At 60.8% G+C, this 20,656-nt stretch carries 20 protein-coding genes and 1 pseudogene (1 of these 21 cut by a window edge); 8 read left to right on the forward strand and 13 right to left on the reverse strand.

Going from position 1 to position 20,656, the window contains the following annotated elements; genetic code table 11:
* Positions 1–271 precede the first annotated feature (271 nt).
* Positions 272–1,432 carry a glycine oxidase ThiO gene (gene thiO / locus B2P82_RS06915; RefSeq protein ID WP_290496016.1) on the reverse strand — a complete coding sequence of 387 codons (1,161 nt, stop codon included), beginning with the start codon at positions 1,430–1,432 and terminating at the stop codon, positions 272–274.
* Between the two features lie 38 nt (positions 1,433–1,470).
* Positions 1,471–1,719: a hypothetical protein gene (locus tag B2P82_RS06920; protein ID WP_156947783.1), complete on the reverse strand. Its 249-nt coding sequence runs from the start codon at positions 1,717–1,719 to the stop codon at positions 1,471–1,473.
* Between the two features lie 228 nt (positions 1,720–1,947).
* On the opposite strand from B2P82_RS06920, the gene B2P82_RS06925 reads away from it, so the two are divergent.
* The 5 genes from B2P82_RS06925 (at position 1,948) to B2P82_RS06945 (ending at position 7,959) form a co-directional block, all read left to right on the forward strand.
* Positions 1,948–3,012 carry an extracellular solute-binding protein gene (locus B2P82_RS06925; protein WP_290496018.1) on the forward strand — a complete coding sequence of 355 codons (1,065 nt, stop codon included), beginning with the start codon at positions 1,948–1,950 and terminating at the stop codon, positions 3,010–3,012.
* Between the two features lie 66 nt (positions 3,013–3,078).
* On the forward strand, positions 3,079–4,632 hold the full coding sequence (locus B2P82_RS06930; protein ID WP_290485026.1) for an ABC transporter permease: 1,554 nt from the start codon (positions 3,079–3,081) through the stop codon (positions 4,630–4,632).
* Positions 4,629–5,639: an ABC transporter ATP-binding protein gene (locus B2P82_RS06935; RefSeq protein WP_034811012.1), complete on the forward strand. Its 1,011-nt coding sequence runs from the start codon at positions 4,629–4,631 to the stop codon at positions 5,637–5,639. The genes B2P82_RS06930 and B2P82_RS06935 overlap by 4 nt, the downstream gene beginning before the upstream one ends.
* 92 nt (positions 5,640–5,731) lie before the next feature.
* The gene (locus B2P82_RS06940) at positions 5,732–7,114 is read left to right on the forward strand and encodes a M48 family metalloprotease (RefSeq protein WP_290496020.1); all 1,383 of its coding nucleotides are present in this window, start codon (positions 5,732–5,734) and stop codon (positions 7,112–7,114) included.
* A 98-nt stretch (positions 7,115–7,212) separates the two neighbouring features.
* On the forward strand, positions 7,213–7,959 hold the full coding sequence (locus B2P82_RS06945; protein WP_051607453.1) for a DsbA family protein: 747 nt from the start codon (positions 7,213–7,215) through the stop codon (positions 7,957–7,959).
* Between the two features lie 17 nt (positions 7,960–7,976).
* On the opposite strand, the gene apaG is transcribed toward B2P82_RS06945, so the two are convergent.
* Positions 7,977–8,396 carry a Co2+/Mg2+ efflux facilitator ApaG/CorD gene (gene apaG, locus B2P82_RS06950; protein ID WP_233347478.1) on the reverse strand — a complete coding sequence of 140 codons (420 nt, stop codon included), beginning with the start codon at positions 8,394–8,396 and terminating at the stop codon, positions 7,977–7,979.
* 21 nt (positions 8,397–8,417) lie between these two features.
* Positions 8,418–9,620 (reverse strand): O-succinylhomoserine sulfhydrylase, encoded by a 1,203-nt coding sequence (gene metZ / locus B2P82_RS06955; protein WP_290496022.1) that lies wholly within the window; start codon positions 9,618–9,620, stop codon positions 8,418–8,420.
* Between the two features lie 65 nt (positions 9,621–9,685).
* Between metZ and B2P82_RS06960 the strand changes: the two genes are divergently transcribed.
* On the forward strand, positions 9,686–10,702 hold the full coding sequence (locus B2P82_RS06960; RefSeq protein WP_206991096.1) for a 2'-deoxycytidine 5'-triphosphate deaminase: 1,017 nt from the start codon (positions 9,686–9,688) through the stop codon (positions 10,700–10,702).
* Between the two features lie 11 nt (positions 10,703–10,713).
* Positions 10,714–11,316 carry a glutathione S-transferase N-terminal domain-containing protein gene (locus B2P82_RS06965; protein WP_290496024.1) on the forward strand — a complete coding sequence of 201 codons (603 nt, stop codon included), beginning with the start codon at positions 10,714–10,716 and terminating at the stop codon, positions 11,314–11,316.
* A gap of 2 nt (positions 11,317–11,318) precedes the next feature.
* Here B2P82_RS06965 and B2P82_RS06970 read toward each other — a convergent pair whose 3' ends face one another.
* The 5 genes from B2P82_RS06970 to radA are packed head-to-tail and all read right to left on the reverse strand — an operon-like array spanning position 11,319 to position 15,965.
* Positions 11,319–11,792 carry a GNAT family N-acetyltransferase gene (locus B2P82_RS06970; protein WP_290496026.1) on the reverse strand — a complete coding sequence of 158 codons (474 nt, stop codon included), beginning with the start codon at positions 11,790–11,792 and terminating at the stop codon, positions 11,319–11,321.
* A 4-nt stretch (positions 11,793–11,796) separates the two neighbouring features.
* Positions 11,797–12,531, reverse strand: a complete 735-nt coding sequence (locus B2P82_RS06975) for an SDR family NAD(P)-dependent oxidoreductase (protein ID WP_290496028.1) — start codon at positions 12,529–12,531, stop codon at positions 11,797–11,799.
* Positions 12,532–12,552: 21 nt separating this feature from the next.
* Positions 12,553–14,004, reverse strand: coding sequence for an amidophosphoribosyltransferase (gene purF / locus B2P82_RS06980; protein ID WP_290496030.1), 1,452 nt, complete (start codon positions 14,002–14,004; stop codon positions 12,553–12,555).
* Positions 14,005–14,044: 40 nt separating this feature from the next.
* Positions 14,045–14,590 (reverse strand): CvpA family protein, encoded by a 546-nt coding sequence (locus B2P82_RS06985; protein WP_034811029.1) that lies wholly within the window; start codon positions 14,588–14,590, stop codon positions 14,045–14,047.
* A complete protein-coding gene (gene radA / locus B2P82_RS06990; RefSeq protein WP_349679738.1) occupies positions 14,583–15,965 on the reverse strand; it encodes a DNA repair protein RadA in 1,383 nt (460 codons plus the stop codon). The genes B2P82_RS06985 and radA overlap by 8 nt, the downstream gene beginning before the upstream one ends.
* A gap of 155 nt (positions 15,966–16,120) precedes the next feature.
* Here radA and B2P82_RS06995 point away from each other — a divergent pair, with 155 nt between their 5' ends.
* Entirely contained in the window at positions 16,121–17,734 is a 1,614-nt protein-coding gene (locus B2P82_RS06995) for a tetratricopeptide repeat-containing sulfotransferase family protein (RefSeq protein ID WP_290496034.1), read from the forward strand.
* Between the two features lie 10 nt (positions 17,735–17,744).
* Here B2P82_RS06995 and B2P82_RS07000 read toward each other — a convergent pair whose 3' ends face one another.
* From B2P82_RS07000 to alr, 4 genes and pseudogenes are all read right to left on the reverse strand, one after another.
* A complete protein-coding gene (locus tag B2P82_RS07000; RefSeq protein ID WP_290496036.1) occupies positions 17,745–18,350 on the reverse strand; it encodes a hypothetical protein in 606 nt (201 codons plus the stop codon).
* Positions 18,351–18,422: 72 nt separating this feature from the next.
* On the reverse strand, positions 18,423–19,187 hold the full coding sequence (locus B2P82_RS07005; protein WP_290479761.1) for an ABC transporter ATP-binding protein: 765 nt from the start codon (positions 19,185–19,187) through the stop codon (positions 18,423–18,425).
* Positions 19,184–19,996, reverse strand: a complete 813-nt coding sequence (locus B2P82_RS07010) for an MlaE family ABC transporter permease (RefSeq protein ID WP_290496038.1) — start codon at positions 19,994–19,996, stop codon at positions 19,184–19,186. Before B2P82_RS07010 ends, B2P82_RS07005 begins: the two co-directional genes overlap by 4 nt.
* Positions 19,974–20,656, reverse strand: a pseudogene (gene alr / locus B2P82_RS07015) (alanine racemase) (it continues 400 nt past the right edge of the window). The gene B2P82_RS07010 and the pseudogene alr overlap by 23 nt, the downstream one beginning before the upstream one ends.

Genomic DNA, 20,656 nt, shown 5'->3' on the forward strand with positions numbered 1-20,656 from the left:
ACAGGGTGGACTTGCCGCAGCCATTGCGGCCGACAAGGCCAATGCGTTCGCGGCCGAGCGACAGGGTCAGGCCGTCAAAGAGCGGCGTGCCGTCAGGCGTGGTGAGGGAGAGGGAATCGAGCGTGAGAAAGGAAGACATGGACAGGCCGTGCGATCATGGAAAGGGTCAGCGAAGCATTGGGCTTTGCGTAATCCATGTCTTTGGCCTCCAGTGGTTTCTCTGCGGATCGAAGCGCCTACATACGCATTCCGGCGCTGAGTTCAAGGAAAATCAGACTTGCGCCGGAAGCGCGCGAGATGGCGCGAAGGCAGCGGCAAGGTCGCTGGAGTCGCCACCCAGTATCAGGTCAGCCACGATCCTTGCCGTGATGGGCGTCAAAAGGATGCCATTGCGATAATGGCCTGCGGCGACGAACATGTTGGGCTGGCGCGTGCGACCGAGAAAGGGCGCGAAGTCTGGTGTACCGGGACGTATGCCGGACCATGCGGAGGTGATGCGGGCATCCGCCAGCGAGGGCACGATGCGGGAAGCGTCTTGGAGGAGGTTGGCGACATCATCCGTGTTCGGCATACCTGTCGTACGGCCGGGCTCCATCGTGGCGCCGATGACAAGCTGGTCGCCGCGTGGCACCATGTAGATCGGACCGGCGCGCAGTGTGGTGGCGGGGTGGTCTGCCCGACGCTCAACCGACAGCATCTGGCCGCCATAAGTGTCGATCTCATCCAGCGACGAGTCCCAGTTTGCCAGGCTGAATTGCTTGCCATGTTCGGTCACTTTCAACTCGCCGCTCTGCCAGCCGGCTGCGATCAGAATGAAATCATGGCCTTCCACATCCAGCGCGTCGTCGTGTGACCGTAACGGTGCGGGCGTGCGTTCCAGCATGATGCGAGGGTGGCGTTCACACAGGGCGAGCAGCACCGAGACGACGGCGCGATTGTTCACGTGGCCATCCGTGGTGAGCTGCAGGACGCCGCGCAGGTCAGGCGACAGCGCCGGTTCGATCCGGCGTGCGGCATCCATGTCCAGCCGCTGGCCGGGCAGGCCGCGCTTGGTCAGCGTGTCGAGGATTCCGTCGAGATGGGCTGCCATTGCTTCACTCGCGGCGACCGCCAGGGATGGTCCGGCCGCATATCCGACAGTTTCTCCGCTTTCGGTTTCAAGGTGCGCTGCAAATTCCGGCCAGAGCCGCGCGCTTTCAAGACAGAGATCAAAAAGTTGGGGGTGAACGCCCGGCTCTGAGGCGGCCTCGAAGGCGGGGGCAATCATGCCAGCAGCAGCCCAGCTGGCGCCGCGACCGGGTGTGTTGGGATCGTAGAGCGTGATGGCCGCGCCGCGCCGGGCGAGTTCGAGCGCGCAGCTGAGGCCGATAATGCCCGCGCCAGCGATGGCAATGCGGGGGGAAGATGTTTCGGGGCGGGCGGCGCAGGTCATCTGCGCTATCTATGCCATTCTACTAGCGAATTGAACGCTCAGGCGGCGGAGACCTGCATTTTCTGGCTTTCCCAATAGGATTGGAAAGCTTCGGCCCATTTCTGGCTCTGGAACACGATTTCCTTGCACATCTCGCCGGTCGGACGGAATGCGGTGCGTACCATCATTTCGGGGCCTTCATCGGCGTCGCGCTCAAGCTGTTCGATGACGAACGCGTCGAGCGTTGCTGACAGAAGCGCGTCCTCTTCCGGCGACCCTAAATCGAGATCCACTACGATATCTTTCATTGTCATCCCCAAGCACCTGATTGTTACGTCCGGTTTTCCGGACTCATTTTGTATCTTCAGATCAATATCGCATTTTGTGCGATGCAGCATAAGATTCTTGCTTATGACCGTCCCAATCCGGGGGTCTGTGCAAATTTCGGGCAAAAAGGTCGCGCATGTCGTTCGTTGCGATCCATTCTCAAATGTGATTGAACAGATCATCAATGCCCCTCAAAGAGAGTTTGTTCCATGAAATGGTATGCATCCCTGGCCACCGCCTGCGTTTTTCTTGCCGCTTGCGGGGCACCCTCTGGAGATTCCGGGGAGTCCGAAGCTGCTGCAGAATCTGTGGCTGAGCCCACCGGCCTGCTAAATGTGTATTCGGCCCGGCACTATGATTCCGACAAGGAGCTTTACAAACGCTTCGAGGATGAGACCGGTATCCGCGTTCGGTTTCGCGAATCCGGCGCGGCCGAACTGCTTGAGGCGATGAAGGCCGAAGGCGACAATAGTCCGGCGGATGTCATTATCTCGTCCGATGCTGGCACACTTTACCGATTCAAGGATGCGGGCCTGATGCAGCCCGTCGAGTCCGAATTGCTAGCGACGCGCATTCCCGAGCATTTCCGCGATCCGGACAATCATTGGTACGGTCTGGCCAAACGGCTGCGCGTGATCGTGTATGATCCTGCCCGTGTCGAGCCGGAGCAAGTGGATGAATATGCCGACCTCGCCAGCGCCAATCTCGAGGGCGATGTCTGCATGCGGTCCAGCACGAACATCTACAATCTCTCCCTGATGGGGGAATTGATTGATCGACTTGGCAAGGATACGGCCGAGGCTTGGGCGCGCAGCGTGGTGGCGAACTTCGCACGTCCGCCCCAGGGCGGCGACACCGGGCAGATTGAGGCAATTGCCGCTGGCCAATGCTCGGTCGCGCTGGTGAACCATTATTACTGGGTGCGCATGACGCAAGGCTCCGACGCCCAGCGCAAATCGGTCGAAAAGACCATGCTGTCCTTCCCGCAGCAGGATAGCTGGGGCGCGCATGTGAATGTCACCGGCGCGGGTGTTGCGGCCCATGCGCCGCACAAGGAGGCTGCCATCCAGTTCATTGAGTGGCTGGCCGGTGAGGAGGGCCAGTTCCTGCTGACCACCGAGACCAAGGAAATCCCGCTGGTCGCTGGCGCCGAGATGCCGGAAGGGCTCGACCGGCTGCCGCCTGATTTCAAGGAAAGCGTGTTCCCGCTCAACAAGCTTGGAGAGAATCAGGCCGAGGCACAGGCCATCTACGACCGGGCTGGATGGAACTGATCTCGTTTGAGCGCTCTGGCCGCCATACGCCGCTTCCGATTCAGGAGCATTGACGGGCCCGCCTTATTGGCGGGCTTGATCATTGCTGTACCTGTCGTCGTGACCCTGTTTGCGGGCCTGATGAATGGTGGCGGTGAAGCGTGGACCCATATCCGCGACACGCTGTTGACCGGCTACACGACCGGCACGCTCGGCACGCTGCTGTTAACCGCGCTCATGACGCTCGCCGTTGCGGTTCCGGCGGCTTGGCTGGTGACGATGTACCAGTTTCCGGGACGGGGCCTGTTCGAATGGTTGCTGATCCTGCCTCTGGCGGCGCCCGGCTATGTGCTTGCCTATGCCTATGCCGATCTGATGGGCTTGATGGGGCCGTTCCAGACAGCGATCCGGGATGTTACCGGCTGGACCGCGCGGGACTATTGGTTTCCGGACATGCGCAGCCTGCCGGGGCTCGCCTTCGTGCTGACCTGCGCGCTTTATCCTTATGTCTATCTGACGGCCCGAGCGGCCTTCGTCTCGCAATCTGTCTGCGCTCTGGAGGCGGCGCGCAGTCTGGGTGCCAGTAGTGCCCGGCGGTTCTGGCAGGTCGCCCTGCCGGCCGCCCGACCGGCCATCGCAGCCGGCCTTGCCCTGACCCTGATGGAAGCGGCGGCCGATTATGGCGCAGCGGAGTTTCTCGGTGTGCCCACTCTGACCTTCGGCATTGTGCGCGCCTGGCAGAGCTTTGGCGAACCCGCGGCAGCGGCGCGGCTCGCTCTGGTTCTGGTCGTGATCGTGATCGCGCTGATTCTGACCGAGCGTCATACGCGGGGACGTGCGGGCAGCCAGCAAAGCTCGACGCGATGGCGCAGCGTGTCACGGGCGCGCCTGCCACGCTGGGCCGGCCTGGGCGCAATGGCGGCCTGTGCGCTCCTGTTCCTTGCTACTTTCGTTTTGCCAATGTCGCGCCTGGTCTGGCTTGTCATGGAATCGCAAGACCAGATCGCGCCAATCGGGCGGGCTTTGGTGAACACGCTGATCCTTGCCGGGTCAGGTGCGGCGCTGGCGTTCGTGCTGGCGATGGTCATCGCGCTGACGGCCCGGCAGAGCGGACTGATCGCCGGCTTTGCGCGTCTGATGGCCTCGACCGGCTACGCCATTCCGGGTGCTGTTCTCGCGCTCGGCGCGCTGTTGGTGATGGGATATCTTGGCATCACGCTGACCGGGGCGGGAGCAATCGTGGCCTTGGCATGGGTCTATGCCAGCCGGTTCACCACGTCGGGCGCAGAGCCGATGGTGGCAGCGCTCGGTCGCGCCCCGGCCTCCATGGGCTATGCCGCCGAGAGCCTTGGGGCTTCGCCGCTGCGCCGCGCGGTTTCCGTTGACCTGCCGGTCGCGCTATCAGGCGCCATGGCTGGTGCATTGATCCTGTTCGTTGAATCCCTGAAAGAGCTGCCGGCTACCTTGATGCTGCGACCTTTCAATTGGGACACACTGTCTGTTCGGGCGAATGCCTATGCCACGGACGAGCGGTTGGCGGCGGCGGCCTTGCCGTCCCTGCTCATCACGCTGGCAGGCTTGCTGCCCGTGATCCTGCTATCGTGGCGGCTCAGCCATTCGCGTCCGGGGGACACGCAATGAGCGTGCATTTGACCGCCACGAACGTAACCCGCCGCTATGGGCCAACCGCTGTGGTGGAGGGCGTAAGCCTCACTCTGGAACCCGGCAACATCACAGCATTGCTCGGTGGGTCCGGCGCAGGAAAATCGACTTTGTTGCGCTTGTTCGCCGGACTTGAACCGCTCGATGGTGGTGAGATCCGGCTGGGAGATGAATTGCTCTCTGCGCCGGGCAAGACGGTCCCGGCCGAGAAACGCCGCATCGGGCTGATCTTTCAGGATTTCGCCTTGTTCCCGCATTTGACCGCCGCGCAGAATGTGGCCTTCGGGCTCAAATCGCGCGGCAAGGAAGCGGCCCGCCTGCTGGCGGCCGAATGGCTGGAGCGGCTTGGTCTGACAGATCGGGCCGGCGCATACCCGCACGAACTCTCGGGCGGCGAACAACAGCGCGTGGCCATCGCGCGCGCACTTGCGCCGGAGCCTGCCGCGATCCTGATGGATGAGCCATTTTCCGGTCTCGACCCGGCATTGCGTGGCAGTGTGCGGGATACGGCGCTTGCCGCGATCCGGGAGGCTGGCATTCCGGCACTGCTGGTGACGCATGACCCGACCGAGGCGCTCGAAAGCGCCGATTGCATTGCCATTCTTCAGGGCGGGCACTTGTTGCAGCAGGGTGAAGCGGCTGAAATCTACCAGAGACCGCAAAGCGCGGCGATTGCCGCCGCTCTCGGTCCAGTCAGCCGCATACGGGCCGCAGACCTGCCGACCGGACTCGTCGGGCAGGATGTACCAGTCGGAGCGGAACTGATCGTACGCCCGGAAGGCGTGTTGCAGGATGAGAGTTCAACGGTAAGGGCGAGCGTAACAGCCAGCCAGCTGACCGGCCCGCTTTGTCGTTTGTTGCTGGAGTGCCAGGGACAATCCCTTACCGCGCTCGTGCCGCGCATGACGGCACCAAAAGCAGGAACGGAGATTGGTATTCGGCTCGATCCAACCCTGACATTCATCTTCCAGTCAGCCGATTCCTGACAAATCCGTTATAGTGCGAGGAAGCCCTCGCCAATCGGTAAGGCATCCCATAAAATCAGGGATGTAGATGCAATCAACAGGAGGCGCTTTGCATGGCGCGAAATTTCCTGAAACTGGCCGCGACCGCAGCGCTCGCCGCAATGATGGCAGCAAGCGCCACGGCCCAAAGCCTGATCCGCGATGCGGAGATCGAGGAGACGCTGCGCGAATGGACCAATCCCATTCTCGAAGTGGCTGGGCTGAAGCCGAACGATGTCGGCCTGTACCTGATCAATGATCCTTCATTGAATGCGTTCGTGGCGAACGGCCAGAACATACACCTTCATACCGGCCTTATTATCGCTGCGGATTCCTCGCTTCAGATCAAGGGCGTGATCGGGCATGAGACCTGTCACATCGCCTGTGGCCACTCGGTCAGCCGTTCGCGCGCTGCCGGAGTCGCCATGCGCCCGGCGCTGCTCTCTATCGGTCTTGGTATTCTGGCCATGGCCGCCGGTGAAGGGGGGGCAGGTGCAGCCCTGATCGGTTCATCACAACAATTTGCTGCGCTGAACTTCTTCACGCACACGCGTTCGGAAGAGGCCACAGCCGATGCCGCCGCAGTCGAATACCTCACGCAGCTGGGTCAATCCCCGCGCGGGATCGTCGAATTCTTCGAGAATTTCCGCTATCAGGAAGTCCTGTCCAGCGCCCGCCGATATCCCTATTTCCGAGCACACCCGCTCGCATCGGACCGGATCCGCACCGTGCGTCAGCTCGCCGAAGATTCCGGCATGATGGACACGCCGCAAACCGATCGGGAATTACATCAATACCAGATGATGCGTGCCAAGCTCATCGGCTTCCTCGACACACCGAACAAGGTGGCGCGCGAATACCCGGCCAGTGACCAGAGCCAGCCAGCGCGATATGCGCGTTCCATCGCCGCCATGCAGGTCTCCGATATTGATCGCGCGCTGATCGAGGTGAACTCACTGCTTGAAGACGATCCGGAAAATCCATTTTTCTGGGAGCTTAAAGGCCAGATCCTGTTTGAGAGCGGCCGTGCGGCCGAATCTGTTGCGCCGCACGAGAAATCGCTCGAATTGAAGTCGGGCCAGCCCCTGCTGCTGATCAACCTTGCCCGTTCGCTGAATGCGCGTGACGAAGCTGGCGATGTCGAAGCCGCCGAAAAGGCTTTGCATGATGCGTTGATTGCCGAGCCGAACAATGCATTCGCCTGGGCTCAGCTGGCCATCACATATGAAAAGCAGGGGCGCCGCGCCGATGCCCAGCTGGCCACAGCCGAGTCGGCCTATGCTGTTGGCGACATTGTGCGAGCCAACCGGTTTGCCCATTTTGCTGTCCAGAGCCTGGAGCCTGGCACGCCGGATTATCGCCGCGCTGACGACATCCTGTTGGTGACCGATGCCAACAATCCGGACAATCGCGACATGTATCGCCGCAATCGGCGTTTCTCGCTCACGGTCGAATAGTCCTGATCAACTTTGTGTTAGGCTGGATAGACGTGCGGAATTCAGGCCGTATATCTGGCCTGAACCGACTTTGACCTGAATATGACAGGAAACCACGCATGACATTCAGACTGACCACGATGACGGCCGCCATGGCTGCGCTCGCCCTGACGCCCGCCTGCGCCGAGAGCAAGGCGGCGCCGGTCGCTGATCGCGAAGCCATGGAACAAGTTGTGCGGGAGTACATTCTCGAGAACCCGGAAATCATCGAGGAAGCGCTGATCAAGCTGTCCGCGAAGCAGCAGGCTGCAGCCTCTCAAGAGGCGCAGAAAGCCATCGCGAGCAATTTCGACGCGATCTACAATAATGAGAATGACTATTTCATCGGCCCGGCCGATGCAGAGATCACCGTGGTCGAATTCTTCGACTATCGCTGCGGCTGGTGCAAACGGTCGGTCGAATGGATTCAGGCATTGCCGGAAGACTATGACGGTAATGTCCGGGTCGTCTTCAAGGAACTGCCAATCTTTGGCGGCATCAGTGAGACCGCTTCGCTTGCGGCGCTCGCCGCTGGCAAGCAAGGCAAGTATCGCGAATTCCACCTGGCTTTGATGGCCATCAAGAACAATGACGATCTGACTGAAGCCAAGCTCGACGAAGTGGCCAGGGATGTGGGTATGAACGTCCAGAAGATGCGCGCCGATATGGGCTCGATCGACATTCAGCGCAAACTGTCTGAGTCCAAGCAACTTGCCCGCGCCGTAGGTGTCGAGGCCACGCCGAGCTTCCTGATTGGCAATGAGTTCATCGAAGGCGCAAATCGCGACCGGCTGAATGAGGCGATCAAGGCCGAGATCAAAGGCTGATCAGAACCAGACGAATCTCAGCAGGGCAGTGACGTCTCGTACGGGCTGTCCAGCGAGAACATCGGTATGGTCGCGATCAATACGCGGCCATCATCCCCTTTGAGATCATAGGTGCCACCCATGATTCCGGACGGGGCCGCCAGTGGCGCACCAGACGTGTAGCTGAAGCGTTCGCCCGGCCCGAGGGTTGGGGTCTGGCCGATCACGCCTTCACCTTCGACTTCCTGACGACGGCCTTCGGCATCCACGATGCGCCAGTGACGGCGCACGATGGTCCAGGTCTGCTCGCTCTCATTCTCAACGTCGACCGTGTAGGACCACATGAACCGGGCGCGCGCCGGTTCGGATTCGTCATGCATGAACTTCGGACGCACGCGAATGCGCACACCATCGGTGATCTGTTCGTATTGTGGAGGAGGAACCCGTCTGCCCATCATGTGAAATTCAATCCAATTCGTTCACACACTGTTAAGGGCGCGCGTCAAATCCATTACAAGATCGTCAGAATCTTCCAGACCGACCGACATCCGTATCCAGCTGCGGTCGAGTCCCATCGAGGCCTGCTCCTCATCGCTGAGCGCGCGGTGCGTGGTGGAGGAGGGATGACAGGCCAGCGACTTGGTGTCGCCGAGATTGTTGCAGATATCGACAAGCTCCAATGAATTCAGAAGCTTGAAGGCTTCTTCCTGTCCACCTTTCACCGAAAAGGCGACCATGGTGCCGCCTGCGCTCATCTGGCGCTTGTGGATTTCATAGTGTGGATGGTCCTCGCGATGCGGGTAGCGCACGGCGGCTATCGCCGGATGATCCGCAATAATGTCTGCCAGGCGGGCAGCATTTTTTGTTTGCTGGTCGACGCGCAATTTAAGTGTTTCGAGTCCCTTCAGCACAACCCAGGCGTTGAACGGCGACGCAGCCGGGCCCAGATGGCGCAGCCACGGATCGTAGATTTCCTCCATCCGCGCCGAATCGCACAGGATTGCCCCGCCCATGACGCGGCCCTGGCCGTCCATATGCTTGGTGGTGGAATAGACGACGACATCCGCGCCAAGCTCCAGAGGCTTCTGAAGGATTGGCGTCGCGAAGACATTATCAACCACCAGAATCGCGCCAGCGGCCTTGCAGAGCTTGGCGACCGCCTCGATGTCGACGCCGTCCAGCAGCGGGTTGGCCGGGCTCTCGATCAGGACGAGCTGGCAGCCCTTGGCGATCTCCCGCTCCCAGGCCTCAAGGTCAGCGCCATCCACGAAAACCGTCTCGATGCCAAATTTGGGCATCTGATTGGCGATGATCCAGCGGCAGGATCCGAACAGGGCCGTCGCGGCCACGACGCGATCTCCCGCTTTCAGCGGTGCCAAGATCGCGGTTGAGATGGCGCCCATGCCGGAGGCAGCAACGCGGCAGGCCGCGGCATTTTCGATCAGGGCGAGTCGCTGTTGCAACATCTCACATGTCGGGCTGCCATAGCGGGAATAGACAAAGCCATCCTCTTCGCCCGCCATACGGCGCATGGCCTGTTCAGCGCTGTCATAGGAAAAGCCGGATGTCAGGTAGATCGCTTCGGAAATCTCGCCATGTTCGGAACGCATAAGGCCGCCGCGCACCGCTTTGGTTGCAGGCTTCCAGCCCTTTTTTCCGTCGTCGCCCGGTGCATCTGCCATGACACGATAGTCCCTTGTGTTTCCTGTAACGGGTCTTATGCCTGAGAGGGTAAGGGGTGCAAGTGATGGCCGTCGATTCTGGTGTATTGTCTGATCATGAGATTGAAGCGCTTCTCGGCGCTGATGCGATCCGGACGGACCTGCCGCTGGATGAGGGGCAGGTGCAGCCGGCAAGCCTTGATCTCCGCCTGGCCGAAGATGCTTATCGGCTGAGGGCGAGCTTCCTGCCGGGCAAGGATCGTACAGTCGCCGAGATGTTGCAGGAGCCGGGCATCCATATGCACCGGATCGATTTGACCAAGGAAGGCGCGGTGCTGGAGACCGGTTGTGTCTATCTTGTGCCGTTGATGGAATCCCTGCGCCTGCCTGCCGGCATTGCGGCGCGGGCCAATCCGAAAAGCTCGACCGGCCGGATTGACGTGTTTACGCGGCTCGTCACCAATCGCTCCCGCGCCTTTGATGAAGTGCCAACGGGCTATTCCGGCCCACTCTACCTGGAAGTCAGCCCGCGCACTTTCCCGATCATGGTGCGCCCCGGTGACCGGCTCGCGCAGATACGGTTCAAGCGCAAGAAGCCTGAGACGCTGAAGGAAAAAGTGGTCTCGATCGATCTCGAGTCCACGGGCGACCAGCCAGTTGGCTATCGTGCCAAGCATCATTCGGGCATTGTCGACCTGCGCGGCATTGGCGCGCATGAAGCGAGCCAGTTCTGGGAGCCGATCTGGCCGCGCGATGGTCGAATTGTTCTGAACCCGGAGGAGTTCTACATTCTGGTCAGCCGCGAAACGGTGAAAGTGGGCGCGATGGAGGCCGCCGAAATGGCGCCCATTGCGCCGGAGTTGGGCGAATTCCGCGCGCACTATGCGGGCTTCTTCGATCCGGGCTTCGGCACGAATAGTGGCGGTAGCCGCGCTGTGCTGGAAGTGCGGTCGCGGGACGTGCCCTTTATCCTTGAACACGGCCAGCCCGTCGCCAAGCTGGTCTACGAAAGCATGGCCTCCAAGCCCAAGGGTCTCTATGGCGGCAAGGGCTCCAACTATCAGGGGCAGGGCCTGAAATTGTCGAAGCATTTCAAGACCTGAAGGTGCATGTGATGAAGCTCTACTATTCCGCGACGTCTCCTTATGCCCGCAAGGTGCGGGTGCTGATCATTGAGCATGGGTTGCAGGAAGCGGTGGAATTGGTACGCGCTGATCCCATGGCGGAGAATGCTGCGTCGAAAATTGGGAATCCCCTGAGCAAGGTCCCCGCGCTTGAGCTGGATGACGGCGCTCACCTGTTCGATAGTCCGGTGATCTGCGAGTATCTCGATCATCAGGCGGCGGGAGAGCCCTTGCTGGCGCGCGAAGGCACCGCTCGCTGGGCGGCGCTGACGGCCCAGGCGCTTGGTGATGGCATTCTGGATGCTGCGCTCAGTCTCGTCATGGAATCGCGACGTCCTGAAACCGAACGCTCCGCCTACTGGCAAGATCGGTGGACGGCAGCAGTTCATCGCGGCGTGGATCAGATCGCCGAAGATGTTGCGTCAGACCGGGAAGCATTCGACCTTGGGCGTATCGCCTGTGCCTGTGCGCTTGGCTATCTCGACTTTCGCTTGCCAGACCTCGACTGGCGTGGCCCGCATCCGAACCTGCTGGCCTGGTTTGAAGATATGTCGGCGCGCGAGAGCTTTGCTCTCACCACGCCGCCGGAATAGAGTCATTCGTCCAGATTGAGTCGCATCTCGGTTATGTAGGGATTGAAACCTGCCTTCTCGTACGCGCGGATGGCGGGATCATTGCCGCTATAGACGGTCAGCCGTATCTCGGTGAGGCCGCGCATGCGGGCCCAGTCGAGCAAATAGTCCGTCAGGATACGGTTCAGTCCCTTGCCGCGATGATCAGGGTGCACGAACATGAATCCCAGAAAGGCGTGATAGTCAAAGGCAATGTAGGGTTTTGACGCCCGCTTTTCTGCATAGCCCGTCGCAATGATGGCGCCGTCCAGCTCAATCACGGCGACTTCTGCATCCTCGGACCGGACGCGTTCGCCAAGATCATAATAGCTGATCGGATCCGGCTTCAGCGTATGGTCGTAGGGCCGCTCGGCGGCGATGATTCCCTGTTCGCATTCTTTCAAGGCGGGCAAGTCGTCCAGTGTGGCGGATCGAGCAGGATAGTCCCGATCACTCACGCGATCAGCCTTTCGCCTTGGCCAGTTCGCGATAGACGACGCAGGCCCCGGTGCGCGTCTCGCTCGGGCTGACCAGCTTGACCAGTTCGGCGGCAACCTCTTCCGGGGTCGGAAGAGTCATCGGATCTTCGCCGGGCATGGCTTCGGCGCGCATGCCGGTGCGTGTGCCACCCGGATCGAAAATATTGGCGCGCAGTTTCATGTTCTCATTCTCGTCGGCCCAACCGATGACGAGTGCTTCCATCCCTGCCTTGGCGGCCTGGTAAGGACCCCAGAATGCACGCGGCTTTCGGGCAACGCTGGACGTCACAAAGACGGCGCGGGGCGTATCGGACTGATGCATCCAGGGCGAAAGGGTGCGGATCAGGTGGAAGTTGGAAGCGAGGTTCACCGCAATCGTCTCTTCAAAGCTGCGGGGACCACACGTCTCGACCGGGCCAAGCGTGCCAAGAATGCCGGCATTGGCAACGAGACCATCCAGACGACCAAAGCGTTCGCCGATCACCTTGCCGAGCGTCTCGATGCCCTTGGTGTCTTTCAAATCCATCGGCACAAGAACAGCTTCGCTGCCAAACGCGCGGATCTCGTCGTCAAGCTTCTGCAGCGCGGCCTTGGAGCGGGCAACCGCAATGACGATGTTGCCTTGACGGGCAAGCTCCAGCGCGGCGGCGCGGCCAATGCCACGCGAGGCGCCGGTAACAAGGACGAGCCTCGGGGAAGCGGAAGGGGTATCTGTCATGGCGCGGCTCAGGATAGGCGATCAAGCGTCGTCCAGCAGGGAGAGCTGACGCTCCTTGTCGGATTCCGCATGTTCATTATCGACCAGCGGCGTTGGATAGTCACCCGTGAAGCAATGGTCGGAGAATTGTGGTTGCATCGGATTGCGCTGCGGCTCTCCAATGGCGGTATAGAGGCCCGGTACCGACAGGAAACCGAGCGAGTCGACGTTCAGTTCCCTGACCATTTCCTCGTGCGTATGGATCGCCGCGAACAGTTCGGATTTGGCCGCCATGTCGATACCGTAGAAGTCCGGGTTCAGGATGGGTGGGCTGGCCGAACGGAAATGAATTTCCTTGGCGCCGGCATCACGCACCATCTGGACGATCTTTTTCGATGTGTTGCCCCGCACGATGGAATCGTCGACGAGAATGACACGTTTGCCTTCCAGAACGGCGCGATTGGGGCTGTGCTTCTTGGAGACCGCGCTCTGACGTCCTGTCTGGGTCGGCTGGATGAAGGTTCGGCCGACATAGTGGTTCCGGATGATACCCATCTGGAACGGGATGCCGGACGCTTCGGAAAATCCGAGTGCAGCGGGCACGCCCGAATCCGGCACCGGCACGATGACATCCGCATCGGCGGGTGTTTCGGCGGCCAGCTGGTGTCCCATGCGGCGGCGTACTTCATAAATCGAGCGGCCCTGAACGATGCTGTCCGGACGGGCGAAATAGACGTATTCGAACACACAGGGACTGGTCGGGCGCTGCGGCGCGAAGCGATAGGATTCGACGCCCTTGTCGCTGATGATGACGATTTCGCCATTCTCGACTTCGCGCACGAACTCGGCGCCGATAATGTCCAGCGCGCAAGTTTCAGACGCCAGCACATACGCGTCGCCCAATTTTCCAAGGATCAATGGGCGCAGTCCAACCGGGTCACGCGCGCCGACCAGTTTCTTGCCGGTCAGACCGACCAATGCGTAGCCGCCTTCGATTCTCTGAAGTGCGTCCACCAGACGAGCGAGGAAATCCTTGCCCGTGCTGCGCGCGACGAGGTGAAGGATGACTTCCGTGTCCATGGTAGACTGGAAGATGGCGCCGTCCTTGACGAGGTCATGGCGCAGCTTGCGGGAATTGGTGAGGTTACCGTTGTGCGCCACGGCGAACCCGCCACCGGCGAGGTCGGCGAAGATTGGCTGCACATTCCGCAATATGGTGCGGCCCTGTGTAGAGTATCGGTTATGGCCGATGGCAGCATGACCCGGCAGGCGCGTTCGAAGGTCACCCCCGAAATGCTCTCCTACCATGCCCAAATGACGTTCCGAGGGGAATCGCTTGCCGTCAAAGGTAATCATTCCGCAGGCTTCCTGCCCGCGATGCTGGAGCGCATGCAAGCCAAGCGCTGTCAGCAGGCTGGCTTCATGATTTCCAAAGACACCGAAGACGCCACATTCCTCGCGGGGCTTGTCGTCATCATGATCGAAAAGGACCATTTGAGACGCACCTCCTGAGTGACGGTATTGCGACAAGGGCCTATTGCCCTGTTTTGCCCTCTGAGGGAAGGGCGGCTTGCACATCTTTTCCGACTTTCGACGCATTGTCGTTCACATAATTCGCCATCTCGGCGAGTGGTGGGTACGTCATCGAATTCCGGATGAAGTCCGGGATCCGGCTCTCATCAAGCGCCAGGTTGAGGAGCACGGCAAAGAAAACGAGGGCGATGGCACCGCGCGCAATGCCAAAAAACAGACCGGCGAAATGGTCGAACATGCCGATGCCGTCCGCGCCCTGGATATTCTTGGACAGGCGCTGGCCAAACCATGCGACCAGAACATAAACAATGATGAATGCGACAACGACCAGGGCAAGATCGCCCAGCAACGGGTCGACGCCTTCCGGCACCAGCGTGCGCACGCCGTCTGCAAAGAAGCGGCGGGCATAGAAGGCGGCGGCCAGCGCGGCGATGAATGATCCGAGTGTCGCGATCTCGCGCAGGAAGCCTCTGGCAAATGCCATGATCGCGGAGATCACAATGACTGCAACCGCGATAGCGTCGAAAGCTGTAATGGACTCAAGCATTTTGGGCGTCCGGAGCGAGAAGGTGGGCGAGATCGATAAGCCGTTTAATTGGGGTGATCGTCAAGCCATCCATTGAAGTCGGACTGCCTTCGGGCACATAAGCATGGGTGAAGCCAAGCCGGACGGCTTCCTTGAGACGTTGCTCCATGCGGGCCACCGGGCGCACTGCGCCCGACAGGGCCACTTCGCCGAAGAACACGGTCCGCTCGGGCACAGGCGTGTCGGCAAGGGAGGTCAGAAGCGCCGCCGCCGCGCCAAGGTCTCCGGCTGGCTCGCCAATGCGATAGCCGCCTGCGACCGAGAGATAGACATCCATGCCCGACAGGCTGATCCCGCAGCGCGCTTCCAGCACGGCGAGCAGCATGGCAAGACGCCCGCCATCCCAGCCGACGACGCTGCGCCGGGGCGTGCCATAGGCGCTTTTGGCCACCAATGCCTGCACTTCGGCGAGCACAGGACGTGAGCCTTCCATCGCCGCATAGACCGCTGCCCCGCCTTCGCCATCGCCATCGGCTGACAGGAACAGGGCAGACGGTTCCTTGGCCGGGGCGAGGCCGTATTGGTGCATTTCGAAGATGCCGATCTCGTCAGTCGGGCCGAAGCGATTCTTCACGGCGCGCAGGATGCGAAACTGGTGTCCGCGCTCACCCTCGAAATAGAAGACGGCATCGACCATGTGCTCGACCACGCGCGGACCGGCAATATTGCCCTCCTTGGTGACGTGCCCGACGAGCACCAGCGCGGCGCCGGATTTCTTGGCCCAGCGAGTCAGTTCCTGCGAGCAGGCCCGGACCTGGCTGACCGAGCCGGGCGCGGCCTCAAGACTGTCAGACCACATGGTCTGGATGGAATCGATCACCACGAAATCAGGTTTGGCGGCTTTCAGCGCCGAAAGGATCTTTCGAAGGTCGGTTTCGGTGGCGAGGTCGACCGGGCTTTCGGCAACCTTCAGTCGCTTGGCGCGCTCCTGGATTTGCGCGGCAGCTTCCTCGCCAGATACATAGACCGTTTTCACGCCATTGCGGGCGAGCCGCGCGGCAACCTGCAACAGCAGGGTCGATTTGCCGATACCGGGGTCGCCGCCGATCAGCGTGGCGGATGATGGCACGATGCCGCCGCCGAAGACGCGGTCCAGTTCTTCCACACCCATGACGATGCGTGCCGGCGTTTCGGTCTCGGCGTTCAGAGCGACGAATTCTGTCTTGCTGGAGCGCTTCGTGCCGGCCTTGGGCGCAGCGAGACCGCCCGGCGTGCCGCCGACCGTCTCCTCGACCAGCGTATTCCACTCGCCACAGCCCGCGCATTTGCCACTCCACTTGGAATGAACTTCGCCACAGGATTGGCACACAAAGGCAGTCGTCGCGGTCTTGGCCATGGTCAGAGAGATATGAGGGTTTGCGGGCAGGGGAAAGGGTTCGCTTTCGGTCCGGGCTGCAAAAGTGAGGGCGCGGGATGCCGGTTGCATTGCTGCAGACGGTCACGTTCGCAGTCTCTTGTGTTCGCACGCCGGGGGCGGCAAACATCGGCCGCATGTCGACTGATAATCAAAATCCCGGAAACGACGGCCGCAGTTCAGGCCGACCGTTCGTGCCGCTGCAGCCTGCGCGGCAATTGCTGGGAGAGAAGCGTTACCGGGAGGCCCATGCTTATTGCCGGAACGCGCTGGAGCAGGACCCGGACTGCGCGGATGCTTTTTTTGTGCTTGGTATCATCAATTATGAACACAACCAGTTCGAGCGCGCCCTGAAACTGTTCGAACGCGCGCTTGAAAAAGGCCATCCCGAGCCGGGAGCGCACGTTCAGGCCGCGCGATGCTACGCCAAGCTGACTTTGCCGAAGCAGGCGCTCATACATATTGATGCCGCCATAAAACTACAGCCATCGGACGGTTTCACGCTGGCATCTATCGGCGCCACGTTGAGCGCCCTGGATCGGCATGAGGAAGCGGTCGCCTTTCACAGGCAGGCCGCGACCGCCTCTTCGAATGACCCGATCGTCTTCTTCAATCTTGGTTCGTCCCTGCAATTCATTGGTGATTTTGAGGGGGCAAGGAAAGCGTACCGAACCTGCCTCCAATTTGCGCCTCAGTATATTCCGGCGCGCGCCTATCTCGCGCTGATAACGAAACACAGCCCAGAGCAGAACGCAGTCGCGGAGCTTGAGGCCGCTTGGCAGCAGCGGCACCCGCGAGACATTGAAGGTGGGCTTCAACTCGCCCATGCCATTGCAAAAGTGCATGAGGACCTGGCCGACCCGGCAGCAGCCATGGACTGGCTGGACAAGGGCAAGGCCCTGGTGCGTCAGAATATTCCCAGTCAGCGAATGCAGAATGAGGCCAGTTTCGAAGCCGCCGAAGCGCTGTGCCATACGCTCGGCGTGAACAGTGAGGTTCAAACTGGCGGCCCGATTTACATTGTCGGCCTGCCGCGTACCGGCACCACACTTGTCGACCGTATCATTTCCAGCCACTCCGGCATCGTGTCTGCGGGAGAGCGCCCAGAGTTCGGAGCTTTCCTGAAGCGCGCAGTCGGCAATGACAGCGCGGACATGCTGGACGCTGGTACGATCAAGGGGGCGGCCGGAACCGACCTGTTGGCGGTCGGACAAAACTATATCGAAAGTGTGCAGGGAATACTGAACGGTGCGCAGCGCTTCACCGACAAGATGCCGATCAATGCCTTACTTGTTCCGGCCATACTTGCCGCCTTGCCGAATGCGCGTGTGATCTGTTTGCGCCGACAGCCTGCCGATAGTGTGTTGAGCATTTATCGCCAGCTGTTTGCCCTGTCGGCATTGCACTATCGTTGCGCGCATAGTCTTGAAGACCTGGCGGATTATGTGGCGCGCTTTCATGGTCTTGTTGAGACTTACACGGGCGCGCTCCCGTCCTCGCGGTTCACTCTGGTTGACTATGAGACCCTGGTGGAGGAACCGGAGGCGGAAACCCGGCGGCTTCTGGAATTCTGCGGTCTCGACTTCGAGCAGGCATGTCTGGACTTTCAGGAAAACACCGCGCCCGTGGCCACCGCCAGCGTCGCCCAGGTGCGCCAGCCCATGTATCGATCATCTGTGGACCGTTGGAAACGCTATCAGCCCCAGCTTGAGCCTGCCCTTGAGATACTTCGGAAGGCTGGACGACTCTAGGCGTCGCGTCTCAGAGCTGTGCCGGGGGAGACGCATCAGGGGTGTCCGTTTCGGGAGGAGACGTCTCGGTCGCCGCGCTGTCGCCACAGGTGAAAGCGACAAGCCCTTCCGGCATTTTCCCGTCTGTCAGACGCACGGCGCGGGCCGGTCCCCGGGCGTTGCCTGCAGTGAAGGCAAAGCGTCCGTCCAACACGTCGACATTGCGCTGGTAGAATGGGATGTAGCCCGAGAAGAGACGTTTGGAGAGGCTGGGCGCAAATTCGAACCGCCCGGTAGACGCACGGCGGGAGCCTTCAAACCGACCCGTCAAAGTGACCGAGTTGATCTCTTTCGTGCCGACCAGACGGACCGGGAAGCGCGCGGTGGCAGGGATCGGTTTGAAGGCTTCCTGGATCTTTTCGCCATCGCCCACCACCGGGGCCGACAGGGGATCATCTGACAGGAAAACCCGCCAAGCCAGGTGCAAACCCTCATAACGTGTGAAGTCGGCCTCTTCGGTGCAGGTGTCGATGTGCCATTCCCCGTCGAGACGGAATTTCTCGTATTGCAGCCAGCCCGTAAAGGCGAGCGATAGCGCCGTGAAGGCCACCGAAATATATTTGATGAAATCCATCATGGCGCGTCTCCCCGTGTTCCCGGCGGAGACTGCGCCTGAAGATCAGTCTGTGGTCAAGTGGCAGAAAAGAATCTAAATCGCAGGCTGGATCGGGCCTTCGGCGCGTCCGTGGACGAACTGGTCGACATATTCGCTGCCGCTATTGTCGATGATGTCAGCCGGGCCGTGCCAGATGATCTTGCCCTCATAGAGCATGGCGATGTTATCCGCGATCTTGCGCGCCGAGGCCATGTCATGCGTGATCGAGACGGCGGCTGCGCCGAGGCCGCGCACCTGTTCGAGGATGAGGTCGTTGATCGCATCGGCGGTGATCGGGTCGAGGCCGGTGGTGGGCTCATCGAAGAAGATCAGGTCCGGCTTGGAGATGATCGAGCGGGCGAGCGAGACGCGCTTCTGCATGCCGCCGGAAATCTCAGCCGGGTAGAGGTCGGCAACGTCTGAGCCAAGACGAACCTTTTTCAGCGTCTCGATGGCGAGTTCGCGCGCGTCCTTGCGCCGCAACTTGTCGACCTGCAGCAGGCGGAAGCCGACATTCTCCCAGACGGTGAGAGAGTCAAACAGCGCGCCGGATTGGAACAGCATGCCTATGCGGGCGCGCATCTTCTCGCGCGTCCTGCCGGTTGCGTTGGTCACGTCCTGCCCATCAAACCAGATCGTGCCGTCGGTTGGCGTCATCAGGCCGAGTGCATTTTTCAGCATCACCGACTTGCCCGAGCCCGAGCCGCCCAGAACGACAAGGCTCTCGCCCTTCTGCACTTCCAGGTCGACGCCCTTGAGCACTTCCTTGGAGCCGAAGGACTTCTTGACGTTTTCAAGTTTCAAAATGGGCGTGCTCACAGGCCAATCTCCACGAACAAGGTGGACAGGAGGTAGTTGGTGGCGAGGACCAGTACGGCCGCGCCAACCATGGAGAGCGTGGCCGCCCGGCCGACGCCGGTCGCGCCGGCTTCGGAGCGATCACCCTGGTAACAGCCCATGATGGCAATTACCGCGCCGAATACGACCGCCTTGATGACGCCGACAAGCACGTCTTCAGTCGTCATGAAATCCAGCGTGTTGCGCAGATAGGTCGTGGAGTCGAAATCGAGGCCATAGACGCTGACCAGCCAGCCCCCCATCACGCCAATCGTGTCAGCCACCAATACCAGAAGGGGCAATGACACGATGGCGGCAAGGAAGCGCGGCGCGTATAGATAGCGATAGGGCGACGCAGAAAGCGTCTCCAGCGCGTCGATCTGTTCGGTCACCCGCATGGCACCGATTTCGGCGGAGATGCCAGCGGAAACCCGTCCGGCCAGCATCAGGCCGGTGATCGTGACGCCCAGCTCCCGCGTGATACCAAGCACAACAATGTTTGGCACGAATTGCTCCGCGCCGTATCGGCTTCCGCCCTCATAGATGTTGAGCGCCAGTGCCGCCCCGATGAAGACCGCTGACAGCCCCACTACAGGCAGGGAGTAGAAGCCAATATTGATGATCTGCCGCCAAATCTGGCCGACATACCAGCGCGGCGTGAACGCGGCGAATTTCACGCGAGCGGAAAATACCGTCAGTCGGCCAATCTCCGCGAAGAAGCCAAGCACGGCAGCGCCGATCCATTGAAGGGGATTGGGAACCCCGCGCTTACGGGTAGACACGTTCGACACGATTGCTGAGTCCTGTAAGTAATTCATACCCAAGCGTGCCAGCGCGGGCCGCTTGATCTTCAAGTTTGGCATGCACGCCGAGGAATTCAACGCGCGCCCCGGATTTAGCGATGCCCTGTGCTTTTGAGACATCAATTGTGATGAGGTCCATGGAAATGCGACCGAGCACGGGGCAAGGCGTGCCATCAAGATAGGCAATCAGCGTGTCGCTACCGGATCGCGGAATGCCGTCGGCATAGCCCAGCGCAACCGTGGCGAGCGCTGTGTTGCCATCCAGCGTATGGGTTGCCCCATAGCCCACGGTTTCGCCCGCCTTGGCATGAAAGACACTGAGAATGCGCGCGTCGAGCGTCACGACAGGCTCCAGACCTACCGTGTCGGGCGGGGTCGAGCCGCCATAGAGCGCGATGCCCGGACGGGTCAGGTCAAAAGCGTAGTTCGGCCCCAGATAACACCCGGCGGAATTGGCCAGACTGGCAGGCGTGTCGGGGAAGGCGGATACGATCTCCGTGAACCGGTCAAGCTGGACCCGATTGAGAGCATGGTCCGGCGTGTCTCCGCAGGCCAGATGGCTCATCACCAGGACAGGTTGCAGCTTGTGTAGCTCGTCGCGCCGATGCGTCAGCACACTGGAGGCAAGGCCGAGCCGGTTCATGCCGG

The organism is Hyphomonas sp. UBA4494 (genome assembly GCF_002388935.1).
Classification (GTDB): domain Bacteria; phylum Pseudomonadota; class Alphaproteobacteria; order Caulobacterales; family Hyphomonadaceae; genus Hyphomonas.

What these genes read in the sequence shown, in the direction of transcription:
- apaG (WP_233347478.1), bottom strand. Translation starts at nt 8,396, where the DNA reads ATGATGGGCAGACGGGTTCCTCCTCCACAATACGAACAGATCACCGAT.
- B2P82_RS07000 (WP_290496036.1), bottom strand. Translation starts at nt 18,350, where the DNA reads ATGATGGATTTCATCAAATATATTTCGGTGGCCTTCACGGCGCTATCG.
- radA (WP_349679738.1), bottom strand. Translation starts at nt 15,965, where the DNA reads ATGGCCAAGACCGCGACGACTGCCTTTGTGTGCCAATCCTGTGGCGAA.
- B2P82_RS06920 (WP_156947783.1), bottom strand. Translation starts at nt 1,719, where the DNA reads ATGAAAGATATCGTAGTGGATCTCGATTTAGGGTCGCCGGAAGAGGAC.
- thiO (WP_290496016.1), bottom strand. Translation starts at nt 1,432, where the DNA reads ATGACCTGCGCCGCCCGCCCCGAAACATCTTCCCCCCGCATTGCCATC.
- purF (WP_290496030.1), bottom strand. Translation starts at nt 14,004, where the DNA reads ATGGTCCTTTTCGATCATGATGACGACAAGCCCCGCGAGGAATGTGGC.
- B2P82_RS06975 (WP_290496028.1), bottom strand. Translation starts at nt 12,531, where the DNA reads ATGACAGATACCCCTTCCGCTTCCCCGAGGCTCGTCCTTGTTACCGGC.
- B2P82_RS06985 (WP_034811029.1), bottom strand. Translation starts at nt 14,590, where the DNA reads ATGCTTGAGTCCATTACAGCTTTCGACGCTATCGCGGTTGCAGTCATT.
- B2P82_RS06960 (WP_206991096.1), top strand. Translation starts at nt 9,686, where the DNA reads ATGGCCGTCGATTCTGGTGTATTGTCTGATCATGAGATTGAAGCGCTT.
- B2P82_RS06995 (WP_290496034.1), top strand. Translation starts at nt 16,121, where the DNA reads ATGTCGACTGATAATCAAAATCCCGGAAACGACGGCCGCAGTTCAGGC.
- metZ (WP_290496022.1), bottom strand. Translation starts at nt 9,620, where the DNA reads ATGGCAGATGCACCGGGCGACGACGGAAAAAAGGGCTGGAAGCCTGCA.
- B2P82_RS06925 (WP_290496018.1), top strand. Translation starts at nt 1,948, where the DNA reads ATGAAATGGTATGCATCCCTGGCCACCGCCTGCGTTTTTCTTGCCGCT.
- B2P82_RS06940 (WP_290496020.1), top strand. Translation starts at nt 5,732, where the DNA reads ATGGCGCGAAATTTCCTGAAACTGGCCGCGACCGCAGCGCTCGCCGCA.
- B2P82_RS06965 (WP_290496024.1), top strand. Translation starts at nt 10,714, where the DNA reads ATGAAGCTCTACTATTCCGCGACGTCTCCTTATGCCCGCAAGGTGCGG.
- B2P82_RS06935 (WP_034811012.1), top strand. Translation starts at nt 4,629, where the DNA reads ATGAGCGTGCATTTGACCGCCACGAACGTAACCCGCCGCTATGGGCCA.
- B2P82_RS06945 (WP_051607453.1), top strand. Translation starts at nt 7,213, where the DNA reads ATGACATTCAGACTGACCACGATGACGGCCGCCATGGCTGCGCTCGCC.